This is a genomic window from Nonomuraea sp. NPDC049486 (assembly GCF_040676925.1).
GTDB classification, from domain to species: domain Bacteria; phylum Actinomycetota; class Actinomycetes; order Streptosporangiales; family Streptosporangiaceae; genus Nonomuraea; species Nonomuraea ferruginea.
This window is the reverse complement of record NZ_JBFAPV010000004.1, coordinates 573,445-594,743: the sequence shown is the minus strand read 5'-3', so window position 1 is coordinate 594,743 and position 21,299 is coordinate 573,445. Positions and strand designations below refer to the sequence as shown.

General features: G+C 70.1%; 26 protein-coding genes. 13 read left to right on the top strand and 13 right to left on the bottom strand.

From position 1 onward, the window contains the following. Positions 1-38 precede the first annotated feature (38 nt). Together AB0K05_RS15270 and AB0K05_RS15265 are read right to left on the bottom strand one after the other, a co-directional pair. Complete coding sequence (locus AB0K05_RS15270; RefSeq protein WP_271277403.1) at positions 39-1,280, bottom strand: hypothetical protein; 1,242 nt, start codon at positions 1,278-1,280, stop codon at positions 39-41. A 452-nt stretch (positions 1,281-1,732) separates the two neighbouring features. Beyond that, the gene (locus AB0K05_RS15265; protein WP_364229582.1) at positions 1,733-2,440 is read right to left on the bottom strand and encodes an alpha/beta hydrolase; all 708 of its coding nucleotides are present in this window, start codon (positions 2,438-2,440) and stop codon (positions 1,733-1,735) included. Positions 2,441-2,520: 80 nt separating this feature from the next. Here AB0K05_RS15265 and AB0K05_RS15260 point away from each other — a divergent pair, with 80 nt between their 5' ends. The 6 genes from AB0K05_RS15260 to AB0K05_RS15235 all read left to right on the top strand — a co-directional run bounded on the left by AB0K05_RS15260 (position 2,521) and on the right by AB0K05_RS15235 (position 6,630). Beyond that, positions 2,521-3,492 carry a YafY family protein gene (locus tag AB0K05_RS15260; RefSeq protein ID WP_364229580.1) on the top strand — a complete coding sequence of 324 codons (972 nt, stop codon included), beginning with the start codon at positions 2,521-2,523 and terminating at the stop codon, positions 3,490-3,492. Position 3,493: 1 nt separating this feature from the next. Then, positions 3,494-3,652 carry a hypothetical protein gene (locus AB0K05_RS15255; protein WP_271277400.1) on the top strand — a complete coding sequence of 53 codons (159 nt, stop codon included), beginning with the start codon at positions 3,494-3,496 and terminating at the stop codon, positions 3,650-3,652. 196 nt (positions 3,653-3,848) lie between these two features. After that, entirely contained in the window at positions 3,849-4,658 is an 810-nt protein-coding gene (locus AB0K05_RS15250) for an alpha/beta hydrolase (RefSeq protein WP_271277399.1), read from the top strand. 37 nt (positions 4,659-4,695) lie between these two features. Continuing rightward, positions 4,696-5,580 (top strand): helix-turn-helix domain-containing protein, encoded by an 885-nt coding sequence (locus AB0K05_RS15245; RefSeq protein WP_364229578.1) that lies wholly within the window; start codon positions 4,696-4,698, stop codon positions 5,578-5,580. 397 nt (positions 5,581-5,977) lie between these two features. Continuing rightward, positions 5,978-6,238 carry a type II toxin-antitoxin system prevent-host-death family antitoxin gene (locus AB0K05_RS15240; protein ID WP_271277397.1) on the top strand — a complete coding sequence of 87 codons (261 nt, stop codon included), beginning with the start codon at positions 5,978-5,980 and terminating at the stop codon, positions 6,236-6,238. Then, positions 6,223-6,630, top strand: a complete 408-nt coding sequence (locus tag AB0K05_RS15235; RefSeq protein WP_271277396.1) for a PIN domain-containing protein — start codon at positions 6,223-6,225, stop codon at positions 6,628-6,630. The genes AB0K05_RS15240 and AB0K05_RS15235 overlap by 16 nt, the downstream gene beginning before the upstream one ends. A 331-nt stretch (positions 6,631-6,961) precedes the next feature. Here the strand turns inward: AB0K05_RS15235 and AB0K05_RS15230 are convergent, their stop codons facing one another. Continuing rightward, positions 6,962-7,507: an AAA family ATPase gene (locus tag AB0K05_RS15230; protein WP_364229575.1), complete on the bottom strand. Its 546-nt coding sequence runs from the start codon at positions 7,505-7,507 to the stop codon at positions 6,962-6,964. Positions 7,508-8,094: 587 nt separating this feature from the next. Between AB0K05_RS15230 and AB0K05_RS15225 the strand changes: the two genes are divergently transcribed. After that, positions 8,095-8,400: a hypothetical protein gene (locus AB0K05_RS15225; RefSeq protein WP_364229573.1), complete on the top strand. Its 306-nt coding sequence runs from the start codon at positions 8,095-8,097 to the stop codon at positions 8,398-8,400. 148 nt (positions 8,401-8,548) lie between these two features. Then, the gene (locus tag AB0K05_RS15220; protein ID WP_219543003.1) at positions 8,549-8,758 is read left to right on the top strand and encodes a hypothetical protein; all 210 of its coding nucleotides are present in this window, start codon (positions 8,549-8,551) and stop codon (positions 8,756-8,758) included. A gap of 54 nt (positions 8,759-8,812) precedes the next feature. Here the strand turns inward: AB0K05_RS15220 and AB0K05_RS15215 are convergent, their stop codons facing one another. After that, complete coding sequence (locus tag AB0K05_RS15215; RefSeq protein ID WP_364229571.1) at positions 8,813-9,472, bottom strand: response regulator transcription factor; 660 nt, start codon at positions 9,470-9,472, stop codon at positions 8,813-8,815. After that, positions 9,469-10,632: a histidine kinase gene (locus AB0K05_RS15210; RefSeq protein ID WP_364229569.1), complete on the bottom strand. Its 1,164-nt coding sequence runs from the start codon at positions 10,630-10,632 to the stop codon at positions 9,469-9,471. Before AB0K05_RS15210 ends, AB0K05_RS15215 begins: the two co-directional genes overlap by 4 nt. A gap of 157 nt (positions 10,633-10,789) precedes the next feature. Here AB0K05_RS15210 and AB0K05_RS15205 point away from each other — a divergent pair, with 157 nt between their 5' ends. After that, entirely contained in the window at positions 10,790-11,425 is a 636-nt protein-coding gene (locus AB0K05_RS15205) for a hypothetical protein (RefSeq protein ID WP_364229567.1), read from the top strand. Positions 11,426-11,439: 14 nt separating this feature from the next. Here AB0K05_RS15205 and AB0K05_RS15200 read toward each other — a convergent pair whose 3' ends face one another. Further along, positions 11,440-11,973: a GNAT family N-acetyltransferase gene (locus AB0K05_RS15200; RefSeq protein ID WP_364229565.1), complete on the bottom strand. Its 534-nt coding sequence runs from the start codon at positions 11,971-11,973 to the stop codon at positions 11,440-11,442. Between the two features lie 54 nt (positions 11,974-12,027). Further along, entirely contained in the window at positions 12,028-12,456 is a 429-nt protein-coding gene (locus AB0K05_RS15195) for a DUF6223 family protein (RefSeq protein ID WP_364229563.1), read from the bottom strand. Positions 12,457-12,631: 175 nt separating this feature from the next. Between AB0K05_RS15195 and AB0K05_RS15190 the strand changes: the two genes are divergently transcribed. Continuing rightward, positions 12,632-13,840: a DUF6596 domain-containing protein gene (locus AB0K05_RS15190; protein WP_364229561.1), complete on the top strand. Its 1,209-nt coding sequence runs from the start codon at positions 12,632-12,634 to the stop codon at positions 13,838-13,840. A gap of 15 nt (positions 13,841-13,855) precedes the next feature. Here AB0K05_RS15190 and AB0K05_RS15185 read toward each other — a convergent pair whose 3' ends face one another. The 6 genes from AB0K05_RS15185 to AB0K05_RS15160 form a co-directional block, all read right to left on the bottom strand. Next, complete coding sequence (locus AB0K05_RS15185; RefSeq protein WP_148035311.1) at positions 13,856-14,221, bottom strand: YciI family protein; 366 nt, start codon at positions 14,219-14,221, stop codon at positions 13,856-13,858. Between the two features lie 108 nt (positions 14,222-14,329). Beyond that, positions 14,330-14,749, bottom strand: a complete 420-nt coding sequence (locus AB0K05_RS15180; RefSeq protein ID WP_222709224.1) for a S26 family signal peptidase — start codon at positions 14,747-14,749, stop codon at positions 14,330-14,332. A gap of 110 nt (positions 14,750-14,859) precedes the next feature. Then, entirely contained in the window at positions 14,860-15,066 is a 207-nt protein-coding gene (locus AB0K05_RS15175; protein ID WP_148035312.1) for a hypothetical protein, read from the bottom strand. Positions 15,067-15,170: 104 nt separating this feature from the next. Continuing rightward, positions 15,171-16,973, bottom strand: a complete 1,803-nt coding sequence (locus AB0K05_RS15170; protein WP_364229558.1) for an ABC transporter ATP-binding protein — start codon at positions 16,971-16,973, stop codon at positions 15,171-15,173. Then, entirely contained in the window at positions 16,970-17,521 is a 552-nt protein-coding gene (locus AB0K05_RS15165) for a redoxin domain-containing protein (RefSeq protein ID WP_364229556.1), read from the bottom strand. The genes AB0K05_RS15170 and AB0K05_RS15165 overlap by 4 nt, the downstream gene beginning before the upstream one ends. A gap of 128 nt (positions 17,522-17,649) precedes the next feature. Further along, entirely contained in the window at positions 17,650-18,165 is a 516-nt protein-coding gene (locus tag AB0K05_RS15160) for a MauE/DoxX family redox-associated membrane protein (protein ID WP_364229788.1), read from the bottom strand. Between the two features lie 142 nt (positions 18,166-18,307). Here AB0K05_RS15160 and AB0K05_RS15155 point away from each other — a divergent pair, with 142 nt between their 5' ends. The 3 genes from AB0K05_RS15155 (at position 18,308) to AB0K05_RS15145 (ending at position 20,633) form a co-directional block, all read left to right on the top strand. Then, positions 18,308-18,793, top strand: coding sequence for a DinB family protein (locus AB0K05_RS15155; RefSeq protein WP_148035315.1), 486 nt, complete (start codon positions 18,308-18,310; stop codon positions 18,791-18,793). Positions 18,794-19,149: 356 nt separating this feature from the next. Further along, entirely contained in the window at positions 19,150-19,668 is a 519-nt protein-coding gene (locus AB0K05_RS15150; RefSeq protein ID WP_148035316.1) for an NUDIX domain-containing protein, read from the top strand. A 2-nt stretch (positions 19,669-19,670) separates the two neighbouring features. Beyond that, entirely contained in the window at positions 19,671-20,633 is a 963-nt protein-coding gene (locus AB0K05_RS15145) for a carbohydrate kinase family protein (protein ID WP_364229553.1), read from the top strand. Positions 20,634-21,299: the final 666 nt, after the last annotated feature.

Sequence of the window (21,299 nt, the reverse complement as noted above, 5' to 3'; positions counted from 1 at the left end):
GCCCGCGTACCCGTTCGGCCTCTCGTCAGGTCGAGGCGTCAGCCGGTCATGACGGCGATTCCCGGGAATGCGGAGGTCGCGTTGCTCCACGGCGCGTAGTACAGCCGCCAGGAGCAGACCCGGCCGGTGACGACGTAGCCGGTGCAGGGCACCTGAGCACTGGTGTCGATGAGGGAGATGACCCCTACCGCGTACTGCTGGGTGATGCCGGACGGTTCCGGAGTCTCCACCGGGCCGCCGCTGTCGCCCTGGCCGGCCGCGTTCTTGTACGTCGGACTCTCGACGCGGACCAGGCCACGGAAGGTGTCTCTGGGACCCAAGATCGTGACGTTGATCGCCTTCACCTGGCAGAGGCAGACGGTGCCCGAGTAGGCGCCGGAGGTGCAGAGCCACATGCCCACGTAGGAGGCGGAGGTGCCGACGACCGGGTTGCTGAACTCCGGGGGTGTGGCGGCGGGGTCGTTGTTGTAGACACGACCGGCGGTGTTCGCGCGGATCAGCATCACGTCGCGGCTGGTGTTGGCATAGGCGATCGGGCCGATCACCTGGCCGGTCGGGTCGGTGGCCGTCTGCCCGACGCTGCCGCAGTGGGCCGCGGACAGCATCCAGCTCACCCCGCCGAGAGTGACGGCGAAGCCCGTCGAGCAGCCGAGCCCGGTGCCGGCGTTGCGCCAGGCCGCGCCGCCCAGCCAGGGTGCGTCGCCGTTCCAGCGGCTGGCCGGGGCCGGCGTGACGCCGGCCTCCACGGTGACCGGCACCGCCGAGCCGGCGACCTTCGAGCGGGTCAGGCCGTGGTCGGCGCCCGAGACCGTCAGGCCCGAGCCGTCGACGTTCGGCGCGATCGAGGTGATCGCGCCGCCGGAGGCGCGAACCAGGCGGTTCATCTCGCTCTCCAGTTCCCGGGCCGAGTAGGCCGCGGGCAGGACACTGACCGGGACGTCCCGGCGCAGTCGGCCGACCAGGTCGTCGATGCGCTCGGGGGTGTCTCCCTTCCAGTAGACGCGCAGTTCACGGTTCTCCGGCGCCGCGACGATGCCGGCGAACCCGGTGTCGCCCCGCGTCTTGACGGCGGCGGTGACGCGGTCGGCGGCCTTGACCAGCTTCTCCTGGGTGGCCACCAGATCCTTCCAGGAGGCGAAACCACCCGGGACCTCGGCGGTGTCGGCGGCGTCCTTGACGGCGGCGGGGGCCGCGGTGGCCTGGACGGCGCCCACTGCGACCATGGCGAAGGCGACTCCCAGCGCCACTGCCAGGCGTGCGGTGATTGGGGGGATTTTCACCGGAGGCTCCTCTGTGCTTACTTGAGGGGATGCCTCCGATATTTCATGTGTTTACGGGGCAATCAATAGCTTGACATCGATTTATAGAGTGGTAAATCAATATAGTCAGACAGCTTTGTGATCCCGAGGAGTTCCCCACGGCGCAGGCCGAGGCAGAGCGCGGTGTCGACGCTTCAGCTGCGCGGGGGAAGAGCGGTTCCTGCTGGGTGCGGCGGTATCGGACGTTCGGACTGCGATGGCTGCCACCGACGTGCGCGGAGGAGACGGCCCGCCGAACAACGCCGCACCCGCGATCGTGGCGATCGCTGTGACTGAGTTGCTTGTCGGCGTGGAGATGGCCTCGATGTGGCCGACGGCCCAACGATCAGGCTTTCGGGGACGACGTCTCGCGTTGATCCCTGGCCCGCTTGTTCACTGAGGTTCGCTTCTCACGAGGGTGAACGAGGAGATTGTCAGAGCAACGCGGCGAGGTCCGCCGGTCGCGTGAACATCGGCCAGTGGCCGGTCGGCAGCTCGACGAAGGTCCATTGGGGTGTGCCGAGCTCGGCGAAAGCCGGATTCCCCGAGGCGATCAGCTCGCGAATCACCGCCACCGGCATCGTCGAGGCGACCATGGTCTTCGGCGTCGCCGGGATCCGCCCCGGCCGCTGAACCGACTGGGTGACCGCGCCCCACGGCTCCGCCGTCGCCTTCGCGCTGATCTGCGCCCAATACTCCCGGGTCAGTCCGGCGAACATCCCCTCTCCCTCTTCGAAGGCGGGCGGGTCGAGCGCACAGCCGTCCCCGACCTGAGCGCGCCAGGCCTTCTGCGTGGCCTCGTCATTGAAGTCGATCACCGCCACACCGGACGGCAGCGGCGCGGTGTCGACATAGACCACCCGGCTGAGCCGCTCGGGATGCCGGTCGGCGACCGCGGTCACCGGGACATTCGCCCCGCTGTGCCCGACCAGGACCACCTCCTCCCATCCGTCCATCGCCGCGAGGATGTCCAGGACATGGGTCTCCACGCCGACCTCCGGCGACAGCTCCCCGGCCCGCTCCGCCAACCCCGTCAGGGTGACCGCCCGCACCTGGTGTCCCGCGGCGCGCAGCTCTTGCGCCACCTCGTCCCAGGCCCAGGCGCCGAGCCAGAAGCCGGGAACCAGCACGTAGTTCGCCATCTCATCGTCCTTCCAGTGAGCCGACGTCGCTACGCTAAAGCTGATAGCGGACAGAAACCGCCCGGATTAAGAGGTGACCTGTGTCATACCCGGCGACCCGGATGCTGGCGATGCTCGAACTGCTCCAGGCACACCACGAGCTGGGCGGCCGCGACCTGGCGCAGCGCCTCGGTGTGGACGAGCGGACCGTCCGGCGCTACGCCGCCCGGCTCGCCGAACTGGGTATCCCGGTCACCGCCGAGCGCGGCCGCTACGGCGGCTACCACCTGATGCCCGGCTACAAGCTGCCCCCGCTGATGCTCACCGACGACGAGGCCACCGCCGTGGTTCTCGGCCTGCTCGCCGGACGCCGCCTCGGCCTCGCCGCCGAGGCCACCGAGGCCGCCCTGGCCAAGATCCGGCGGGTGCTGCCGATCACGCTACGGGAACAGGTCGGCGCGCTGGAGGAGACCTTGGGCTTCACCCTCGCCGAACGTGCGGCGACGACACCCGCGAGCCGGGCCGTGCTGACCCTGGCCGCCGCGATCCGCGACCGCCGCCGGGTCACCCTGCGCTACCGCTCCTGGAAGGGCGACCAGACCGAACGCGAACTGGACGGCCACGGCCTGGTCTTCCACTCCGGCCGCTGGTACGTGACCGGTCACGACCACCGGTCCGGCGAGACCCGCACCTTTCGGCTCGACCGGATCTCCACCGTCGTGCCGGGGACTGCCTCCTACGAGATTCCCGAGGAGTCCGACCCGGTGCGGCAGGTGACCGCGTCGCTGGCCCAGGTGCCGTACGCGCACGTCGTCGAGGTCGTCCTGCACGTTCCCCTCGCCGAGGCTGCCCGCCGCGTCCCGCCGTCGGTGGCCACCCTCACCGAGGCCCCGGACGGAGTCCTCCTGCGGATGCGGGCCGAGTCCCTGGACGGCATGGCCGCCATGCTCGCCGGGCTCGGCTTCCGGTTCACGATCGTGTCGCCGAGGGAACTGCGGACCGCCGTCCAGCGCCTGGCCGAGCGCCTGCTGACCTTCGGCGCCGACGGCGACCGTCAGCCGACATGCCACTGAGGTGCGACCCGGGACGGAGCCGAGTCGCACCGCGCTGAACGGCACCGACCACCGCAGTCATGACGAGCGGAACACAGCGATCGGCGCCTACGTACGCTGGCACAACGCCCAAGCCCAGCCCAAGACGAACAGCCGCTCGCCGTGGCTGGTCATCCGGTGACCATGGCTGCGGTGACACAGCGCTGACAGCAACGTCCCCACACACCGACGCATCCGCGCCACCGTCCCCACGCGCCCTGCCCGCGGGCACGCAGTGCTGGTTGATCGATCGTGCCCCATGCTGGTCCGTCGGTCGTCGAGCCTGCGGGAACATTCGTCCAAGACTGATGGTCGAGCGTCCGTGCATAGTCCCGTGCATGAGTAAGTACGAGTTCGAGCGCTCGCATCGGATGCACGTGATCCACAACGGCCCGCGACAGGCGCCGCCACTGCTGCTCATCCACGGATCGGGGGCTTCGGGCGCCTCCTGGAGCCCGATGGTCCCGGAACTCGCCGGCCACCATCACCTCATCCGGGTCGACCTCCCAGGCTGCGGCCAGTCCCCTCCCGCGCCATCGTACGAGGTGCCCGACCAAGCAGTCCGGGTGGCGGCGGTGCTCGACGACCTCGGCCTTGGTCCCGTCGCCGCGGTGGGGCACTCCAGCGGCGGCTACGTCGCCACCGCGCTGGCAGAACAGCGCCCCGACCTGGTGAGGTCGCTCGTGCTGATCAGCACCGGCCCGAGTCCCGATGCGCTGCTTCCGCAGCCGTTCATCCTCCGGGTCCTGTTGGGCCCGCCTCTCGGTCCCTTGTTGTGGTCGAGGCGTTCGGACGCGATGATCCGCAGAGGGCTCAGCGCGACGGCCGCTCGCCCGGTGCAGATCCCGGACGACATGGTCGCCGAACTGCGAGGGATCTCCTACCGCGTGTTCAGGACGGTGCTGCGCCGAAACAGCGCGTACATCGCCGAGCGAAGCGTGCCCGAGCGTCTGGCCGCCCTCCAGGTACCGGTTATGGTGATCTTCGGCGCCGCCGACCCCCGCTGGAAGCCGTCGTCGGCGCACCAGTACGACGCGGTGCCCAGCTCCCGGGTCGAACTGCTGCCCGGCGTCGGGCACCTACCCATGTTGGAAGCCCCCGAGACGACCAGCGAACTGCTGCTGGACTTCACGGGAACATGCCACTGACACCAGGCCCGCGATCCCTGACGCCTAGAGTGGTCATGTGCTGTCGACAGGGGCACCACCCGACTGGGCGCAGGTGGAGGTCGCCGTCCCGCGCCCATCAGGTCGGCTGCCGGGGATCAGCATGGCCGGGTTCCATCACCGTTCCCCCGCACCCGTCGACATCGCCATGGTCGCGCACCCGTCCGTCACCTTGCTCGTCGATCTGAGCGACGGAGAAGGCATCGTCTACGACATCCACGGCCGACGCGAGCGCGGCAGTGTCGTCGTCGGGCTCCTCCCAGGCGATTTTCGAGCAACCGGCCGAGGGGTCGGACAGTGCCTCCAAATCCGGTTCGAGCCGGTGGCGGCGGCCGCGGTGTTCGGCGCATCGATCGAGCTCACCGGGACGCTGGTAGCCCTTGAGGATGTCTGGGGTCGCGACGCCGAGCAAGCCGAGGACAGGCTGCGCGCCGCTGCGTCATGGGACGAACGGTTCACGATCGTGGCGGATGTCCTCGGCCCACGGCTGCGCGCCCGCCCGCCGGTTCATCCGGAAGTCGCCTACACCTGGCGGCGGACGCTCACCAGCCGGGGGCGGGTGCGAGTCGACGGCCTGGCGGACGAGGTCGGCTGGAGCCGCAAACGCCTGTGGTCCCGATTCCGGTCCCAGCTCGGCATCACCCCCAAACGCGCCGCCCAACTGGTGCGCTTCGACCACGCCGCCCACCTTCTCGCGGCGGGTAACACCGCCGCCGGCGTCGCCGCCGAGAGCGGCTATGTCGACCAATCCCACCTCCACCGTGAGGTCAAGACGTTCGCCGGGCTCACGCCCACGGCCGTGGCCGCCGCGCCGTGGCTCGCGATCGACGACGTTGCGTGGCCGGCCTCATCGCCAAACCGGAGCCCTGCGAAGAATGGCGAACGCAGCCCCGACCTTCGTTGAACAGCCTGCCTACGAAGATGCGGCTTCCACGTGCTGCGTGGACGGCACGGTGCGACTGTAAGAACTGGATCACTAGGCCCCGCAGCCAAGCTCGTAAGCAAGTGTTCTGCAGAGGCCGTGACGATCGCCGACTTCGGTGCCTGCCGTACCTGGCTAGGGCGATCGCCTGCTGGGGCCCTCCTCCGTCGACCTCCAGGCCGCGGTATGTCAGCAGGACGATCGCTACACCTGAAAAGCGGAAGGTCGGCGGTTCGACCCCGCCCCTGACCACCTCATCTGACCAGCAAGAATGCCCCGTAGCGATCATCGCTCCGCGGGCGTTTTGGTGTCCGCTGACACGGAGGGTCGTCATCGGTTCGGCTGGCTCATCCTCATGGGATCAGATAATCTGATATCTATGAAGGTGATGACTGCCACTGAGGCGTCTCGAAGCTTTGCGTCGGTGCTCGACGAGGCCGAGCGCGGGGAGACAATCGTGGTGACTCGCGGTGGGAAGCAGATCGCTGTGATCGGGCCCGCACCGACAGCGCCGGGGCGTATGGTCAAGGCGTTTTTGGCAAGCAGAGCCGGGACGTTGGACGCCGATTTCGAAGCTGACGTGGCGGCGGCCCGCGAGGCGATCGACAGCGAGATGAGGGGCACATGGCCCGACGCCTGATCCTTGACACCGGTGTGCTCATTGCGGCCGAGCGAGGCAAGGCATCCGTTGACGCGGTGATAGGAGACGCCGATGATGTTGCGATCTCGGCGATCACTGTGGCCGAGCTGCTCGTCGGCGTGGAGCTGGCCGATGCGGCACGACGGCCCGATCGGCAGACCTTTGTGGACCAAGTTCTCGCGTTGATCCCTGTTGAGGAGTACACGACGGACGTCGCCAGAGTCCATGCCCGTCTGATGGCGCATGTCCGACGAGAGGGGAAGTCGCGAGGCGCGTACGATCTGCTGATCGCGGCTACGGCCGCGGCCACCGCGAGAACGGTGCTGACGATGGACGCGTCGGCCGCGTTCGACGATCTCCCCGGCGTGAGCGCTCAGGTGGTTCCTCGCTGAATACCGACGGCAACCCTGATGGCAACGTTCATCACCGTAGCCATACGTGAGGCACCGTTGACGGCCTTCGACCTCCAGGCCGCGGCATGTCAGCAGGGCGATCGCCACACCTGAAAGCGGAAGGTCGGCGGTTCGCCCCCTCCCCTGACCACCTCATCTGACCAGCAAGAATGCCTCGGAGCGGGTGAGCTCGCGGGGCGTTGTGGCGGAGTGACGATCAGCTGAGGCGTCTTCCAGCTTGCCGAGAGCCTATTGGCTGAGGTGGAAGTTCGGCCTGTGGCAAGCTGAGCGGTCCGCTGGCAGGACAAAATGCGCAGAGTCCGCGGGCTGGTCAAGATGCGGCTTCGAGCAGCTTCTTGACCGTCGCCACCCGGTCCGGCAGCGGGCCTGGAGCGATCGGCACGCACTCGTAGCCGAGTGAGGTGTAGGTGTCCTGGTGGATCTGCTCGAATCGCAGCGACTCCTCAAAGGTGATCGATCGCGCGTCGGTTGGTGTGACGAACCCGAGGCTCTGAACGAAGAACACCTTCTTGGCGTAGATCCGCTGAGCTTGGATGCGTTCCAATTCGCGGGACAGAGCCGGAGAGACAGGATGGCCGAGGTAAGTGGCCAGGGCGTAGGTGCAGACGGGCGATCGATCGTAGATCTGTACATCACCGGGAAGGGCCGCGGCCTGTTCCTGCCGTCGGCGCTGCAGGGCGGCGATCGCCCCCACGAAGGACGGCTTCGTCCACGGCTCGGGTTCACCCCGAGCCTGCTCCAGGGCGATGACGTCCGTCGCCGCCTCTTCGACGACGGTGTAGCCGTCACACTCCAGCCAACGCAGGATCGTCGTCTTCCCGGCTCCAGGGGTGCCGGTCAGGATGTAGCGCTTCATCGACCGCCTTCGTACGTCTCGGACATGGACGCGGCCCAGCCCGCTTTGTCAGATGGTGTGATCGGCGGTCATCCGGAGGAGGAGATCCCGAGTTCCGGCCCGCGACAGGAGCGAGGGCCTCAATGATCCGTGCATGAGGACAAGCCTCTGGACCCTCTTGGCCGCACTCTACGTGAATCCCGAGCTTGCTCGCCAACATGTTCGTAACCATGCCGACGAACAAGTTGCTCTGACGAACGGGTTTCGCCGCAGTGACTGGTTGGGAAGTCGACGTGGAGATGGCCGATGCGGCCGAGGCGCTCAATCGGGAGGCTTTTGCGGACGGCGTCCTCGCATTAGCTGCCCGCTGTTCCCCTTGTCCTGGATGACTTCCGACGGCGGGATGAAACTTACATCATCGGGTGCGGAAACCGGCCCGTACGAACAATCGAAGACTGACTCCCCAGAGCGCCCTTGGCCATGCGTTTCACCGTGAGGATAACGGCCGCCGGATTTTTGTTGACCAAGTGGTCGATACCGCCGCTAGATCGATATGCGCTGGATCTGTTTTGATCGATATCAAATGCCCGTCCCTAGTAAGGAGAAGCATGCAGAAAGTCACTTGGCTCCGCCGGCTCGGTCTCGTCTCAGCGGTGGTGGCGGTCGGCTTGGCAACCGCGCCCATGGCCGCGCACGCCGATGGCTATGACACTGCCCGCAGCGCCACTGCTCGGGGGGCGGGCAACACCTACGCGGCCGGGTTAGCGGCGGCCGAACAGCGGGCTCGACAAGACGTCCTCGCGGTCGGCCACGACTGCACCCCTGGGACCTATAGCACGCTGTTGGTCTATTCCTCTCCGGGTGGCGGCACATGGGTCTTCGAGTCCGCCCATGACGCGATGTGCGTCGACTGATCACGTTGCCGCGGATCGGCCCCGACCCTGACCACCTCGCCTGAACAGCAAGAATGCCCCGTAGCGATTGTCGCTCCGGGGCGTTTGCGTTGTGTTGACGGCAACAGGTGGTGGCATGTGCATCTGTGCGGCTGCCAGAATTCCCGGTGTGAGCCGGACCGATAACACCATGCCGCTACGCATTCAGGAGCAGGACGGCCGCCGCTTCAGGCATGACGTCGGCGGGTCCTATGAGGGCATCGGGAAAGACGCGAACATCGCTGAGCGGAAGGCCCGGCAGCGCGTGCGGCTGACCCTGCTACGGGGTGAGGAACCGGAGCCGACCAGGCACCGCCGAAATGAGAAGTGGCAGTACTGAAAAGCGCTCCAGGAGTGCTTTCGCAGCGAGGTCCGATCACCGGCAGCGGGCTGATCAGCCGCCCTCGCCGGGGCGGACCAACCCGGACTCGTAGCCGAGGACTACGGCGTGCACCCGGTCACGCAGGCCGAGTTTGGCGAGTATGCGGGTGATATGGGTCCGGACAGTCGTGGCGGAGATCACCAGCCGGTCGGCGACCTCCTGGTTGTCCAAGCCCCGAGCCATCAGCGTGAACACCTCGAGCTCGCGCGCCGTCAGCCGGGAGAACGCGGCCGGCGGGCGGCCCGGAGGCGGGGTGGCGAGGAACCGTTCGATGAGCCTGCGGGTGATGGCCGGCGCGAGCAGCGCCTCGTCACGGACTACGGTACGGCAGGCATGGACGAGGTCGGGAGGGTCCACGTCCTTGAGGAGGAACCCGCTGGCGCCGGCGCGCAGCGCGTCGTGGACGAGGGCGTCGTCGTCGAAGGTGGTGAGTATCAGGACCTTCGACGTGGCGCCGGCCCTCGCCAGCTCACGTGTCGCGCCGATCCCGTCGAGCACGGGCATCCGGATGTCCATGAGCACGAGGTCCGGTCGGAGCTCGCGGGCGGCGGCGACCGCCCGCCGGCCGTCGGCGGCCTCGCCCACGACCTCGAGATCTTCCTCGGTCTCCAGGATGAGCCGGAACCCGGCGCGTACGAGTGACTGGTCGTCGGCCAGCAGGATCCGGATCACGCCACGCTCACGGCCCGCACCAGGGGCAGCCGCGCGTGGACGCGGAAGCCTCCGCCCGGCCGGGGCCCGGCCTCGAGGTCGCCCCCGCACAGCCGGGCCCGCTCCGCCATCCCGATCAGGCCGTAGCCGGCCCGCTCGGGTGTCCCTGGCCGGGTGGCGCCGTCGTCCTCGATCGTGAGACGCACGGCATGCTCGTCCACGACCACGAGGGTACGGGTGGGTGCGCCCGGGGCGTGGCGCATGACGTTCGTGAGGGACTCCTGGACGATGCGGTAGGCGGCCAGGTCGACCGCCGGCGGCAGCCCGCCGACCGGACCCGTGACCGTCAGCTCGACCGGCACGCCGGCGGCGCGCATGTCGTCGGCGAGGTCGCCGAGCCGGGCCAGGGAAGGACGCGGCCCGGCCGCGGGCACGCCGTCGAGGCCCAGCAGGAACCGCAGCTCGGAGAGCGCGGACTTCGCGGTGGCGCGCACCGAGGCGACCACGGAGCGGGCCTTGGCCGGATCGGACTCCACGATGCGCTCGACCGCGCCGAGCTGGACCACCACGACGCTGACCGTGTGGGCGAGCACGTCGTGCATCTCCCGGGCGATGCGGGAACGTTCCGCGTCCCTCGCCTCACGGGCCCGTTCCTCCCGCTCGTGCTCCAGTTCGCGGGCCAGGCGTCGCAGCTCGGTGATGCGCAGCTGCCGGTCCCGGATGGTGCGGCCCGCGAGCCAGGGCGCGAGCGTGATCAGCCCGGTGAACGCGAAGTCGGCCACCGTCTGTGACGCGGCGAACGGGATCGCGCCCCACACCAGGGCCAGGGCCGCGACCAGGCCGGCGAGCGCCTGGCGGAGCGGGGCGTGGGCGGCGACCGAGTAGACGGTGATGACGAGCGCGATCACCGCCGCGTACCCCTGGCTCGTGACGTCCGCGCCCAGGCCCTCCGCGACGAAGAGGGCCGACCACCCGATCAGGACGGCCGGCAGGGGCCGTCGCCGCCGCCACACGACGGGCGCCGTCATGGCGACCGAGAAGATCAGCGCCGTCGCGCCGCCGTCCCCGGCCATCACCTGCCCGGCGCCGAGCGCGACGAGGACGGCGGCCACCGTGAAGTCGACGAGCCGCGGCCGGGCCCGCAGCCACCGCGCCAGGGCGCCGGCGCCGTCGTCGGTCATGGCACGAACCATAGCGGCGCGCTGCCCGTGCGGCATCGCCCCGGGGAGGTAGGCGCGTACGAGCGGGCTCGTACGCGGTTCGGCGTGACCTCCGACGATTCCGGCGCCGGTCGTCCCTAGCGTCGGCGGCACCACCACTGCTCCCCCGGAGGTCCACATGTCACGCCGAAGCACCGCCGTCGCACTGCTCACCGCCGCCGTCGCCGGCCTGGCCGGCACGATCCTCCTGCCGTCGTCCGCCGACGCCGCCGCCCAGCTCGCCCTGATCGAGGCTCGGCCCGCCCTCTGGATGGGTGCGAACGTGCTGCTCGTCGTCTCGTTCCTGTGCTTCGCCGGTGCCCTGCTCGGGCTCACCGGGCTCTTCCGCGCCCGGGGTTCGCGGCTCGGCGTCACGGGGGCGGTCCTCGCGGCGCTGGGGTGGGCGCTCCACATCGGTCCCGTCGCGTACGTGATGGCCCAGTACCCGCTCGCCCACCACACGGACCGGGCGGGTGCGGCCGAGATCGCCGGGGCGATGTTCGCGGCGCCGCCCTTCGCCGTGCTCATCGTCCCGGTGCTGCTGACGACCGTCGTGGGCACTCTCACCCTCGCCGTCGCCTTCTGGCGGACGCGGCTGGCACCGCGGTGGGCGGCGGCGACACTGGTGGTGGCGCTGGCAGCCGACTTCGCGGCGCCGGACGCCGTGTCCGGGATCATGATGTTCGCTCTGATGGGTGTCGCGCTGGCACCGTTGGCCGCACGGCTGTTCGTGCTGGAGACGACCGACGGGGCTCCTGTGGCCGCGCGGGCGTGACGTACCGGCCCCGCTCAACCGGACCACACGCCGAACCACTGCTCGGCGTCGAACTCCTCGAACCGTGCCACCTCGGTGAACCCCAGCTTCGCCGCGAGGCGCATCGAACGGTCGTTGGCGGTCTGGGTGGTGAGCACCACCGGCTCGCGGGGAAGCGCGCCGGCGACCCAGTCGAGTGCCGCCGCGCACGCCTCGGCGGCGTACCCGAATCCCCACGCCTCCGGCAGGAACATGTAGCCGAGCTCGACCTCACCGCCGTCCGGACGGACGCGACCCGGACGATCGGCCTCGCGCCGCTTGATGTCGACGACGCCGATCATCGACCCGTCGAGATCGACCGCGAACAGGCCGGGGCGGCGCCGGGGCACGGCAGGCAACGCGCGCTCGAACTCCTCACGCGGTCGAGGGCCGCCGAGGTAGGCGCCCACCTCGGGCGAGGTGAACAGCTCGATGATCGCTGTACGGTCGCGGGCCTCGGGCTCACGGAGGACGAGCCGCTCGGTCCTGATGGGGGCGGGCGGCCAGGCGACGGGTCCGGGGTCGGTCATGCGGCCAATGTAATGGCGATCTCCGTGGCGGCGCGGTCATGGGCGGTCGGCCGTTCACTTGCCGGCAGAAGCCCGCGGAGACGCGGGGTGTGTCTCAACGCGGCGGGAGCGGGCCAGGGCCAGCCCGCCGAGGGCCGCGCCGGCCAGCCCCAGCGCCAGGGCCATGGCCGCCCCGAACACTCCGTTGCCGGTGCCGAGACCGCCGTCGGCGACGGCCAGTTTCACCGCGCCGTTGAGCCCGCCGACGAGCCCCATCACCAGGGCCGCGATGGCTCTCCTCCTCCCGCCGCTGCCGGCCCGGCGGACGGAGCGCCACGCCAGCCAGCCGATGACCACGCCGCCCACCGCCACCAGTGCGGCCGCGCTGGCCCAGACGCGTTCAGGGGTCCCGAGGAACGTGTCGACACCTTGACCCGCGCATTCCGCCGGTGTCGTGCACACGGGCGAGGCCACCTGTGCGGCGAGGTCGAATAGGACGGACATGAGGCGCTCCTCCGCTTCCCGCGACTGGACGCCAAGAACTATGTCCGCTGCACCCGCCGCCGGTCATCCCGCTGACGGAGACATCTCTCCCTACCGCGGACGCCGCAGGAACCGCGAATCTACCGCGTCCGCGGTAGGTGATTGCGCCGTCCTGCGAGGACTGCAGACTGGTGCGGTGAGTGACGTGGCGGAACTGCTGGACCGGATCTGGCGGACGGACGCGGCCGGCATGCTCGGCGCGCTCAGCCGGCGGCTCGGCGACTTCGACCGGGCCGAGGAGGGGTTGTCGGACGCGCTGGCCGAGGCGCTCAGGCGCTGGCCCGACGAGGGCGTGCCGGACAGCCCCACCGGCTGGCTGGTCACCACGGGCTGGCGCAGGGCGCTGGACCGGCTGCGCCGCGACGCCGTCGGCCGGGAGAAGATGGCGCGGCTGGCGGCGGAAGCGCCGCCTGAACCGGGCGTGGACGATCGGCTGGCCATGGTGTTCGCGTGTTGCCACCCGGACCTCCCCGAGCCGGCCCGGGTCGCGCTGACGCTGTACGCCGCCGGTGGCCTGAGTACGGCCGAGATCGCGGCCGCGTTCCTGGTGCCGCTGCCGACGATGGCGCAGCGGCTCTCCCGGGCCAAGCGTCTGCTGCGGAAGCGGGGCATCCGGTTCGAGGTGCCCCAGCCGCATGAGTACGTCGACCGGCTGCCGACCTTGCTCGCGGTGATCTATCTCGTGTTCAACGAGGGCTATCTGTCCAGTGGCCGGTCCGCCCAGCGGCGCGAGCTGGCCCGCGAAGGGGTCGAGCTGGCGTGCCAGCTCGCCGGGCTGCTGCCCCGTGAGCCGGAGGCCGCGGGTCTGGCGGCGTTGCTGGAGCTGCACCAAGCCCGCGTCGACGCGCGGTTCGACTCGCGGGGCCGCATCGTGCTGCTCGGCCGGCAGGACCGGCGGCTGTGGGACAGGGCGGCGATCGGACGGGCGGCGCTGCGGCTGCGGGCGGCGGTGCGCCAGGGCCGGCCCGGGCCGTACCAGGTGCAGGCGGGCATCGCCGCGCTCCACGCCCTGGCCGTCTCGTACGAGGCCACCGACTGGGCCGGCGTGCGGGGGTTGTACGACCGGCTGTACGCGTTGGGCCCGTCTCCGGTGGTGCTGCTGAACCGGGCGGTGGCCACGCGGTTCGCGGTGGGCCCGGCTCCGGCGCTGGACGAGGTCGACGCGCTCGGGACCCGGCTCGCCGGCTATCACCTGTGGCACGCCGCCCGGGCCGACCTGCTGGCCGCGCTCGACCGTACGGCCGAGGCGCTGACGGCGGCGGAGCGGGCTCTGGAGCTGGCGACGAACCCGGCCGAACGGGAGCTGATGTCGCGTCGAGTGGGTGAGCTGAGGCGCCGGCTGTGAGACCGGCGCCCAGCGTCAGAGCTGTTCGCGGCTCATCACCGGACGGACCTCCAGCGCGCTCATCCCGGCCGTGAGCGGCCAGGTGGCCGCGATCCGCGCGGCCTCGTCGATGTCGTCGCACTCCAGCATGACGACCGCGCCGATGACCTCCTTGAGTTCCAGGTACGGTCCGTCGCTGATCATCGGCTGACCGGTCCCGTCGGCGCGCACGGTCTTCGCCGTCTCCCGGGGCTGCAGCTCGGCGCCGCCGTCAGCGATCTTGCCGGTCGGCTGCCACCGCTCGTACCAGTCGTAGACCTGCTTCATCGCGTCCTGCTCCTCGGCCGGGGACAGCCCGCTCCACTCGCGGTCGTCGCCGAAGATCAGCATCGCGTACTTCATCGTCACTCCTCGTGGTCGACAGAACTGCGTCGTCCGGGTGACGAACGGGCGGCACCGATCCTCGACAGGTTCCGCGAGAATTCTCGCCGCAGAATCGGCGTCAGGGATTCAGGTGCCGATGGCGCGTACGACGACGCCGACGAGTTGCTCCTGGGTGACCAGGCCGTAGTCCCGCGAGTCGCGGCTGGCGTCGGGGTTGTCGCCCAGGATCGCCATCCGGCCCGGTGGGATGCGTTCGTGCGCGGGCGACGGTACGTGATCCGGTACGGGGTCCCCCGGTACGGCGGCGAGCCGTTTGATCACGTATCCGGCGGGGTGGCGCGGGTCCGCCATCCGGGCGTCCGGCACGACCACCACGATGTCGCCCACGCTCAGGCGTGACAGGGGCGTGCGGCGTACGAGGAGACGATCGCCGGGGCGCAAGGTGGGCGCCATGCTGAAGCCCGCGACCGTGGCCAGCACGAACCTGCGCCGCAGCACCGCGGCGAAGGCCGCCACGCCGGCACCGGCCAGGAGCACTGCGATCACGACCTGCACGGAAGGCGCCTCACTCGTCGGCGGAACTGCGGGGTAGGGGGACACTGACGCGGAAGCGGCCACCGGCTCCGTGCCGGCGGCCACTCGCGCCTACGTGTCGGCTAGCAGCTGTACTTGGCCCCTCTCACGTTGCAGGGGCCGCAGGTCGTCTGGCTGCTGTCGCAACCGCGGTCGCACCACCGGGAAATGGAATAGACGCCGCTGCAGTAGCAGAATTCCTTCCAGGTCGTGCAGGCGGCTTGAGCGGTGACCTTGGGCACGAAAGCCGACAACATACGGTCGCCGAGGGTGTTGAAGAGTCGCAGCATGCTCTACTCCCTTGTGAGGTTCACGGGCCGTTTCCTTGACGCCGGTAGGCGTCGCCCGATCTTGACCCGTTTCGACCTACAGTAAAGATCCATTCAGGTCCGGGTCAATCCCGATATCCGGCGGCTTGGAGGGAAAACAGCTCGGCGTAGAGCCCTCCTGCCTCGACCAGCTCGTCGTGCCGTCCGGCTTGCGCCACGGTGCCGCCGTCGAGCACCAGGATCAGGTCCGCGTCCCGGATCGTGCCGAGCCGGTGCGACACCAGCAGGCTGGTGCCGCCGTCGCGCAGCCGCCGGAAGCCCTGGTGGATCTCGTGTTCGGCCTCGGCGTCGAGGCGGGCGCTCGGCTCGTCGAGGATGAGCAGGTCACGGCCGCCGCGCAGGAAGCTGCGGGCGATGGCGACCCGTTGCCACTGCCCGCCGGAGAGCGTGGTGCCCGGGGTCGTCCCGTTGAGCTCGTCGCCGGCGAAGTAGATGCGGCTGAGCAGCGTGTCGTACCCGTGCGGGAGCCCGCTGAGGATGTCGTGCACTCCCGCGTCCCGCGCGGCGGCCTCGATGCGTGGGCGGTCCGTCAGGGCCTCCGCGTCGCCGATGCCGATGTTCTCGGCGGCCGACAGCTCGTAGGAGACGAAGTCCTGGAAGACGCCCGCGATCCGGGCGCGCAGCTGCGCCGGGTCGAGGTCGCGCAGGTTGACGCCGTCCCAGAGGATCTCGCCGCGGTCCGGGTCGTAGAAGCGGCACAGGAGCTTGATGATCGTGCTCTTGCCGGCGCCGTTGTATCCGGCGAGGGCCACCGCCCGGCCCTTCGGGATCGTCACGGTGACGCCGCGCAGCACCCACGGGAGGTCCTCCCGGTAGCGGAACCAGACGTCCCGCAGCTCGATGCCGTGCCGCAACGGTTCCACCGGACGGGGGCGGGCCGGCACCGGCAGGTCCTGGTCCGCTTCCACGACGGCGAGGTAGTGACCGAACATCAGCAGCTGGGTGTGCGCTCCGGCCAGGTCGCGCACGACGCCGAGCAGCGCCGCCTGCACCGCGGCCACCGCGGCGACCAGCATGGCCACGTCACCGACGGTGACCGTTCCGGCGGCCGCGGCGTTGACCACCCAGACCAGGCAGCCGCCCGCCACCCCGGTCGAGAGCATGGTCAGCAGCGCCTCCGTGCTCAGGGCCCGCCGGTCCATGGCCCGCTCCACCCGGTTCGCGGTACGGCGTTCGCCGAGCATCCGTCCCCGGAGGAAGGAGCCGACGCCGAACAGCCGCACCTCGGTGGCCGCCTCGACGTCGGACAGCAGCTGGCCGTAGAACAGCTCGCGCCGTTCGTGCGGCCCCACGGTGTTCATGGTCTCGGCCCGCCGGCGGGCGAGCGCGAACTCGGCGCCGACCGCGGGGAGCGCGCCGACCAGGACGACGACCGCCAGAACGGGGCTGACCGTGACCAGTGAGACGACGAACCCGGCGGTCACCAGGACCTGCTGGAGCAGGTTCAGGCTCACGGCCACGATCTCGGCCGGTCCTGAGCCGCCGGCGTGACGGGCGAAGCGCAACCGGTCCGCGAACTGCGGGTCCTCGAACCGTCCCAGACCGACCAGCCGGTTGACCGCCGCGTAGAGCTGGTCGAGGGCGGCGAGTGCGACGATCCGTCCCTGTTCGGCCCGCAGGTAGCGCAGCACCTGCGCAAGCAGGGCCGTCAGGATGCCCGCGGCGACCAGGCCGGCGATCGGCCCCGTCAGGTCCGCGGGCCCGCCCGGGGCGCTCAGCTGGTCGAAGACGATCTTCGTCAGCCAGGCGACGGCGACCGGCGCCCCCGCGCCCAGCACCGTGAGCACGAGCTGGGCGATGGTCGTACGCGCCGCGAACCGCCAGGCCAGCCGCCAGGCGGCGAGAGCAACCCGCCTGCCGGTCGTCACAGGGCCACGGAGTCGGGAAGGACGTCGACCTTGAAACCGGTCACCTGGAGGACGCCGTCCTGGCCCATGAGGCAGAAGGCCGGGTATCCGCGCAGGCCGAACGCCGCGGCCATGGCGCCGTCGACGTCCCCTTCGATGACGATCTGCGCGATCCCGCCCAGTTCCTCGCGCAGCCCGCCGAGCTCCTCGGGCGAGCCGAGGAGCACCGCGATCACCTGGTCGCGCCCGCCCGGCAGGCCGGACACGTACCGGATGAAGGCGGGTTTCTGCTCCTCGCAGGTCGGGCAGCGCGGCGAGAAGAAGGCCACGAGCATCCCCGGCCGCAGATCGTCACGGGTCACCGTCCGGTCGTCGCCCGTGACGGCGCTGAACTCGCCGACGCGGGCGCCGGCGGGCAGGGTGATCTCTTCCTGTCCGGGGGGATGCCCGCCCCCTCGGTTGATCAGCTCGGTGTGCTCGCGCAGGCGCCGGATCACCGCGACGGTGAGCACCAGGTTGAGCAGGCAGATGATGAAGACGATCGCTAACGCGGCCCACAAGACTGACACGGCGTAATCCTCCGAGTTGATCGTTTTCGGAGCGGCCAGGATAGTACAGGTCTAGTCAGGCGAAGCGGTCCATGATTATCGACAGGGCATTCTCTGCGCATAACACGACATAGGGATCAAACCGGCTGTTATCTCGCCGTCGGCCTGAACAACGCGACGAGGTCCTCGAACGCCGTGATCAGGATGCCGGCGACCAGTCCGGCGACACCGGCGAGCAGGGCGTACGGCACCTCGAACGCGCCCGGCGCGGAGGCGCCGGCCAGCCCGAGGACGGCGACGCAGACGAGGATCAGGTTGCGCACGATGTGGATCGGGCCCAGGGGCGTGCTCGACGCTCCGAAGCACCGGCAGGGGGCGCGGTTGCCGCGCGACAGCGCCCGCCCGATCACCAGGGTGAAGGACAGCAGGAGGCAGCCTGCCAGGGCGAAGCCGACCCACCCCGCCACCCGCACGGGGACGAGCAGCAGCACGGCGACGACGATCTCGGTCGCGACCACGGCGAACGCCGCCGGCCGCAGGAGGGGGCCGGGCACCTGGTCCAGTTGGCGCAGCGAACCGACGAAGGCGGCCCAGCCGGCCTTCCCCGAGACCTTGGTCCAGGCCGCCGTGACGAAGACCGCCGCGAGCAGCAGCCGACAGGCCACGTCCAAATAGTGCACGGTGGGCCAACCTATCCACCGCGCCCAGCCACCACAACCGCGTAACCGGAGGGCGGGCGCCCGGGAACTGTCGGGGCCGGCCGCTAGCCTGCGGTGCGGCGGGCTGGTCGGCGAAGGGTGTGGGCCGGTGGGCGACAGCGAGAAGCAGTCCCTGTTGACATTCCTGGAGGCGCAGCGCGCCGCCGTGCTGGCGATCATCGACGGTCTCGGCGACGACGCCCTGACGACCGCCGTCCTGCCCTCGGGGTGGACGCCGCTGGGTCTCGTCGAGCATCTCGGTCACGCCGAGCGGCACTGGTTCCAGGAGGTCGCCCTGGGTTCGGCCGAGCCCCTGCCCTGGCCGGCCGACGACCACGAGCCGCTCACGACCCCGCGCTCACCGTCGACGGTGCTGGCCTTCTACCGCGCCCAGTGCGAGCGGTCCGACGCCGTCCTCGCCGCCATGCCGCTGTCGATGCGGCCCCGTGGGCGCCATCCCCATCCGCCGGGAGATCGGATCACCGACTTACGGCAGATCGCGCTGCACATGATCGAGGAGACCGCCCGTCATGCCGGACACCTCGACGTCGTGCGCGAGTTGATCGACGGGAAGACCGGGCTCGGGCCCCGCTAGCGCCCGGCCCTCTTCACTTTCATGGCCGAGCGGTCGGCGATAGGTGAAGGGCTGCACGCTCGTCGGCGTCGAAGAGTTCCCGGATGCAGCGTGGAAAGGGCGTCTTAAACGGGGCTTCAGAGGGCAGGCAACATAAAGTCGCTTTCGGGCAACATTATTGCGGAGTCTGGATGTCGGCGACCCGAACTGCCACACTGAAAAAGCCGCACTTCGGATGATCCACCGCCGCCAAGGCGCTGTCGAACGCTTCACGACTGGTGGAAACTGCCTGACGGACGAGGTAGAAGCGCTAGTGTGGGGCGCCGGCCGTGTCGCGACCGGCGTTCAGGCGTTCCCACTCGGCGAAGGTGAAGTCTATGGTGGACCGGCTCTTGGGCGGCCTGACAGAGGCTGATCTGGCGAATGAGGAAAAAGTGCGCATCGTCGTCGCGCAGAAAGCCTTCATGGCCGACAGGAACCGCCTGTTGCTCGTCCGCAAATCGCCATCCGACCCCTACAACCCCGGTTTGTGGGAGGTTCCCGGCGGGCGAATGCGGGGCGCGGACGAAGGGCTCGACGAGCACATCGTGCGCGAGGTCCGCGAGGAGGCGGGCATCGAGATCGAGCCCGGCCCTCCCTTTCACATGTGGGACTGGGCCATGCCGGCCGACGACGGCGGTTGTGTCCGGGTCATCGCCGTGGCCCGGCAGTGCCGGGCGTTGTCGCACGAGGTGACCACCTCCGGCCAGATCTCCGGCGACCACATCGACGAGGTGCGGTGGGTGCGGCTCGACGCCGTCGCCCGCTATCCGCTCATTCCCGGGATCGATGGGGCGGTGGAGCGGTTCCTGCGGCTGCGCGGCGCGCATCCGTCCGAAGCCGTCTGCCGCCGCTGACCATGATTCCCGCCGACGGAGAGCGCCGGTTCAGTCTGGTCGCGATCGGTGAGATCCGGATCGACGTCCGCGTGCGGGTCGACTCCCTTCGCTTTCGCGACGTGTGCGGCGACCAGTTCCATTACGCGCCGGTGCGCATCACTCCGGCGGGCGTCGCGCTGCAGATGGCCCGCCAGGCGATCGGCCTCTTCGCCACCGTCACGCTGGTGTCGAGGATCGGGCGTGACGAGTTCGCCGATCCGATACGGGCCCAGGTGACCGCCATGGGGGTGACGCCGCGGCTGACCGTGGTGGAAGGCTCCTCGACCGCGAGGGTGCTCGTCATACGTGACACTTCGGAGGGGCACGGGGTCCGCCTGATGGTCGCCGAACCGCTGTCGGACCTCCAGATGCTGGGCGTGTCGGACGTGCGGGCGGCGATCCGGGAGATCGCCGCGGCGGACGCCCTCTTCCTGACGGGATACGAGCTGCTGCACGCCCGGTCGGCCGAAGCCGTGCTGGAAGCCGCGGCCGTCGCCCGGTCGCACTCCACGGTGATCTGCCTCGACCTGGTGCCGCACGACATCCACCGCAGGATCCCCCCGGCCCGGCTGCTGCCGCTCCTGGAGGCGGCGGACGTCGTGGTGGGCGAGCTGGAAACGCTGCGCGGCGTGGTGGGCGCCCCTGAGGGCGGCCCCGAACTTCTGTTTCCCCTGCTCGACGCGGTGCACAAGGCCGCACCGGTGTGGATGATCCGCTCGGGGGCCGGTGGTGCGAGCCGGTCGACGATCTACCAGCAGGACCGCCTGCACGTCGACTACCCCACCGGCTACGAGCGCGTCTCCGACCCCATGGGCTTCGGCGACCTGCTCACCGCGCGTGAGCTGCGCTGGTTGCTGTCAACGGGCCTCGCCCCGGCCTCCGCGGACGGGAGCAGCTTCCGGAGCGTCGCCATGAACCGCTCGCGGGTCTCCGGCAGCCCGTAGATGTCCTGCCAGCGCCACCGCTCGCCGGGCGGCGCGGCGCACATCCTGAGGAACTGCGTGGGCAACGATCCCGGGCAGGGGTAGGTGGTCGTTCCCTCGGCGTCCTCCAGGTAGAGGTAGGAGACGCCGCTCCGGAACAGCTCCGCCGGGCCGGCGGAGGCGCCGGACAGGGCCTCGCGCTCGATCCCGGCGCGGACCGGGCCGGCCCCGGGCAGGAAGTGCAGGTGCGCGTGGTCGATGCAGGAGCCGGCGCCGTGCGGGCCGGCCGGGCCGTGTTCGAAGACCGTCACGGGGCGGCCGTAGACCGCCTCCAGCCACCGGGTGACCTCCCGCTTCCGCCGGGCGACCTCCCGCGCCAGGCCCGGTGGGCACGCGCCGAAGCACGGGAAGTGGCGGGTGGAGACCAGCAGGAGATGACCCTCGGTGAGAGGAGCCAGATCCGGCGCGCACCACAGGAACTCGTCACCCCACAGCAGGGCGGCCGCACCGGGAACACCGGCGTCCTGGTTCATCCGAAACCGGAAACGACCGCAAAATACACAATCCTCCTCTTGGCCGGTTTTTGACACGTTTTCAGAAAGCATGACGGCGCCGTCTCGATTTTCGGGCGTGCCGTACCGTGGAATGAGGACTCCGCCGGGCGGGAGAAGTTCGAAGGCTTCCGGC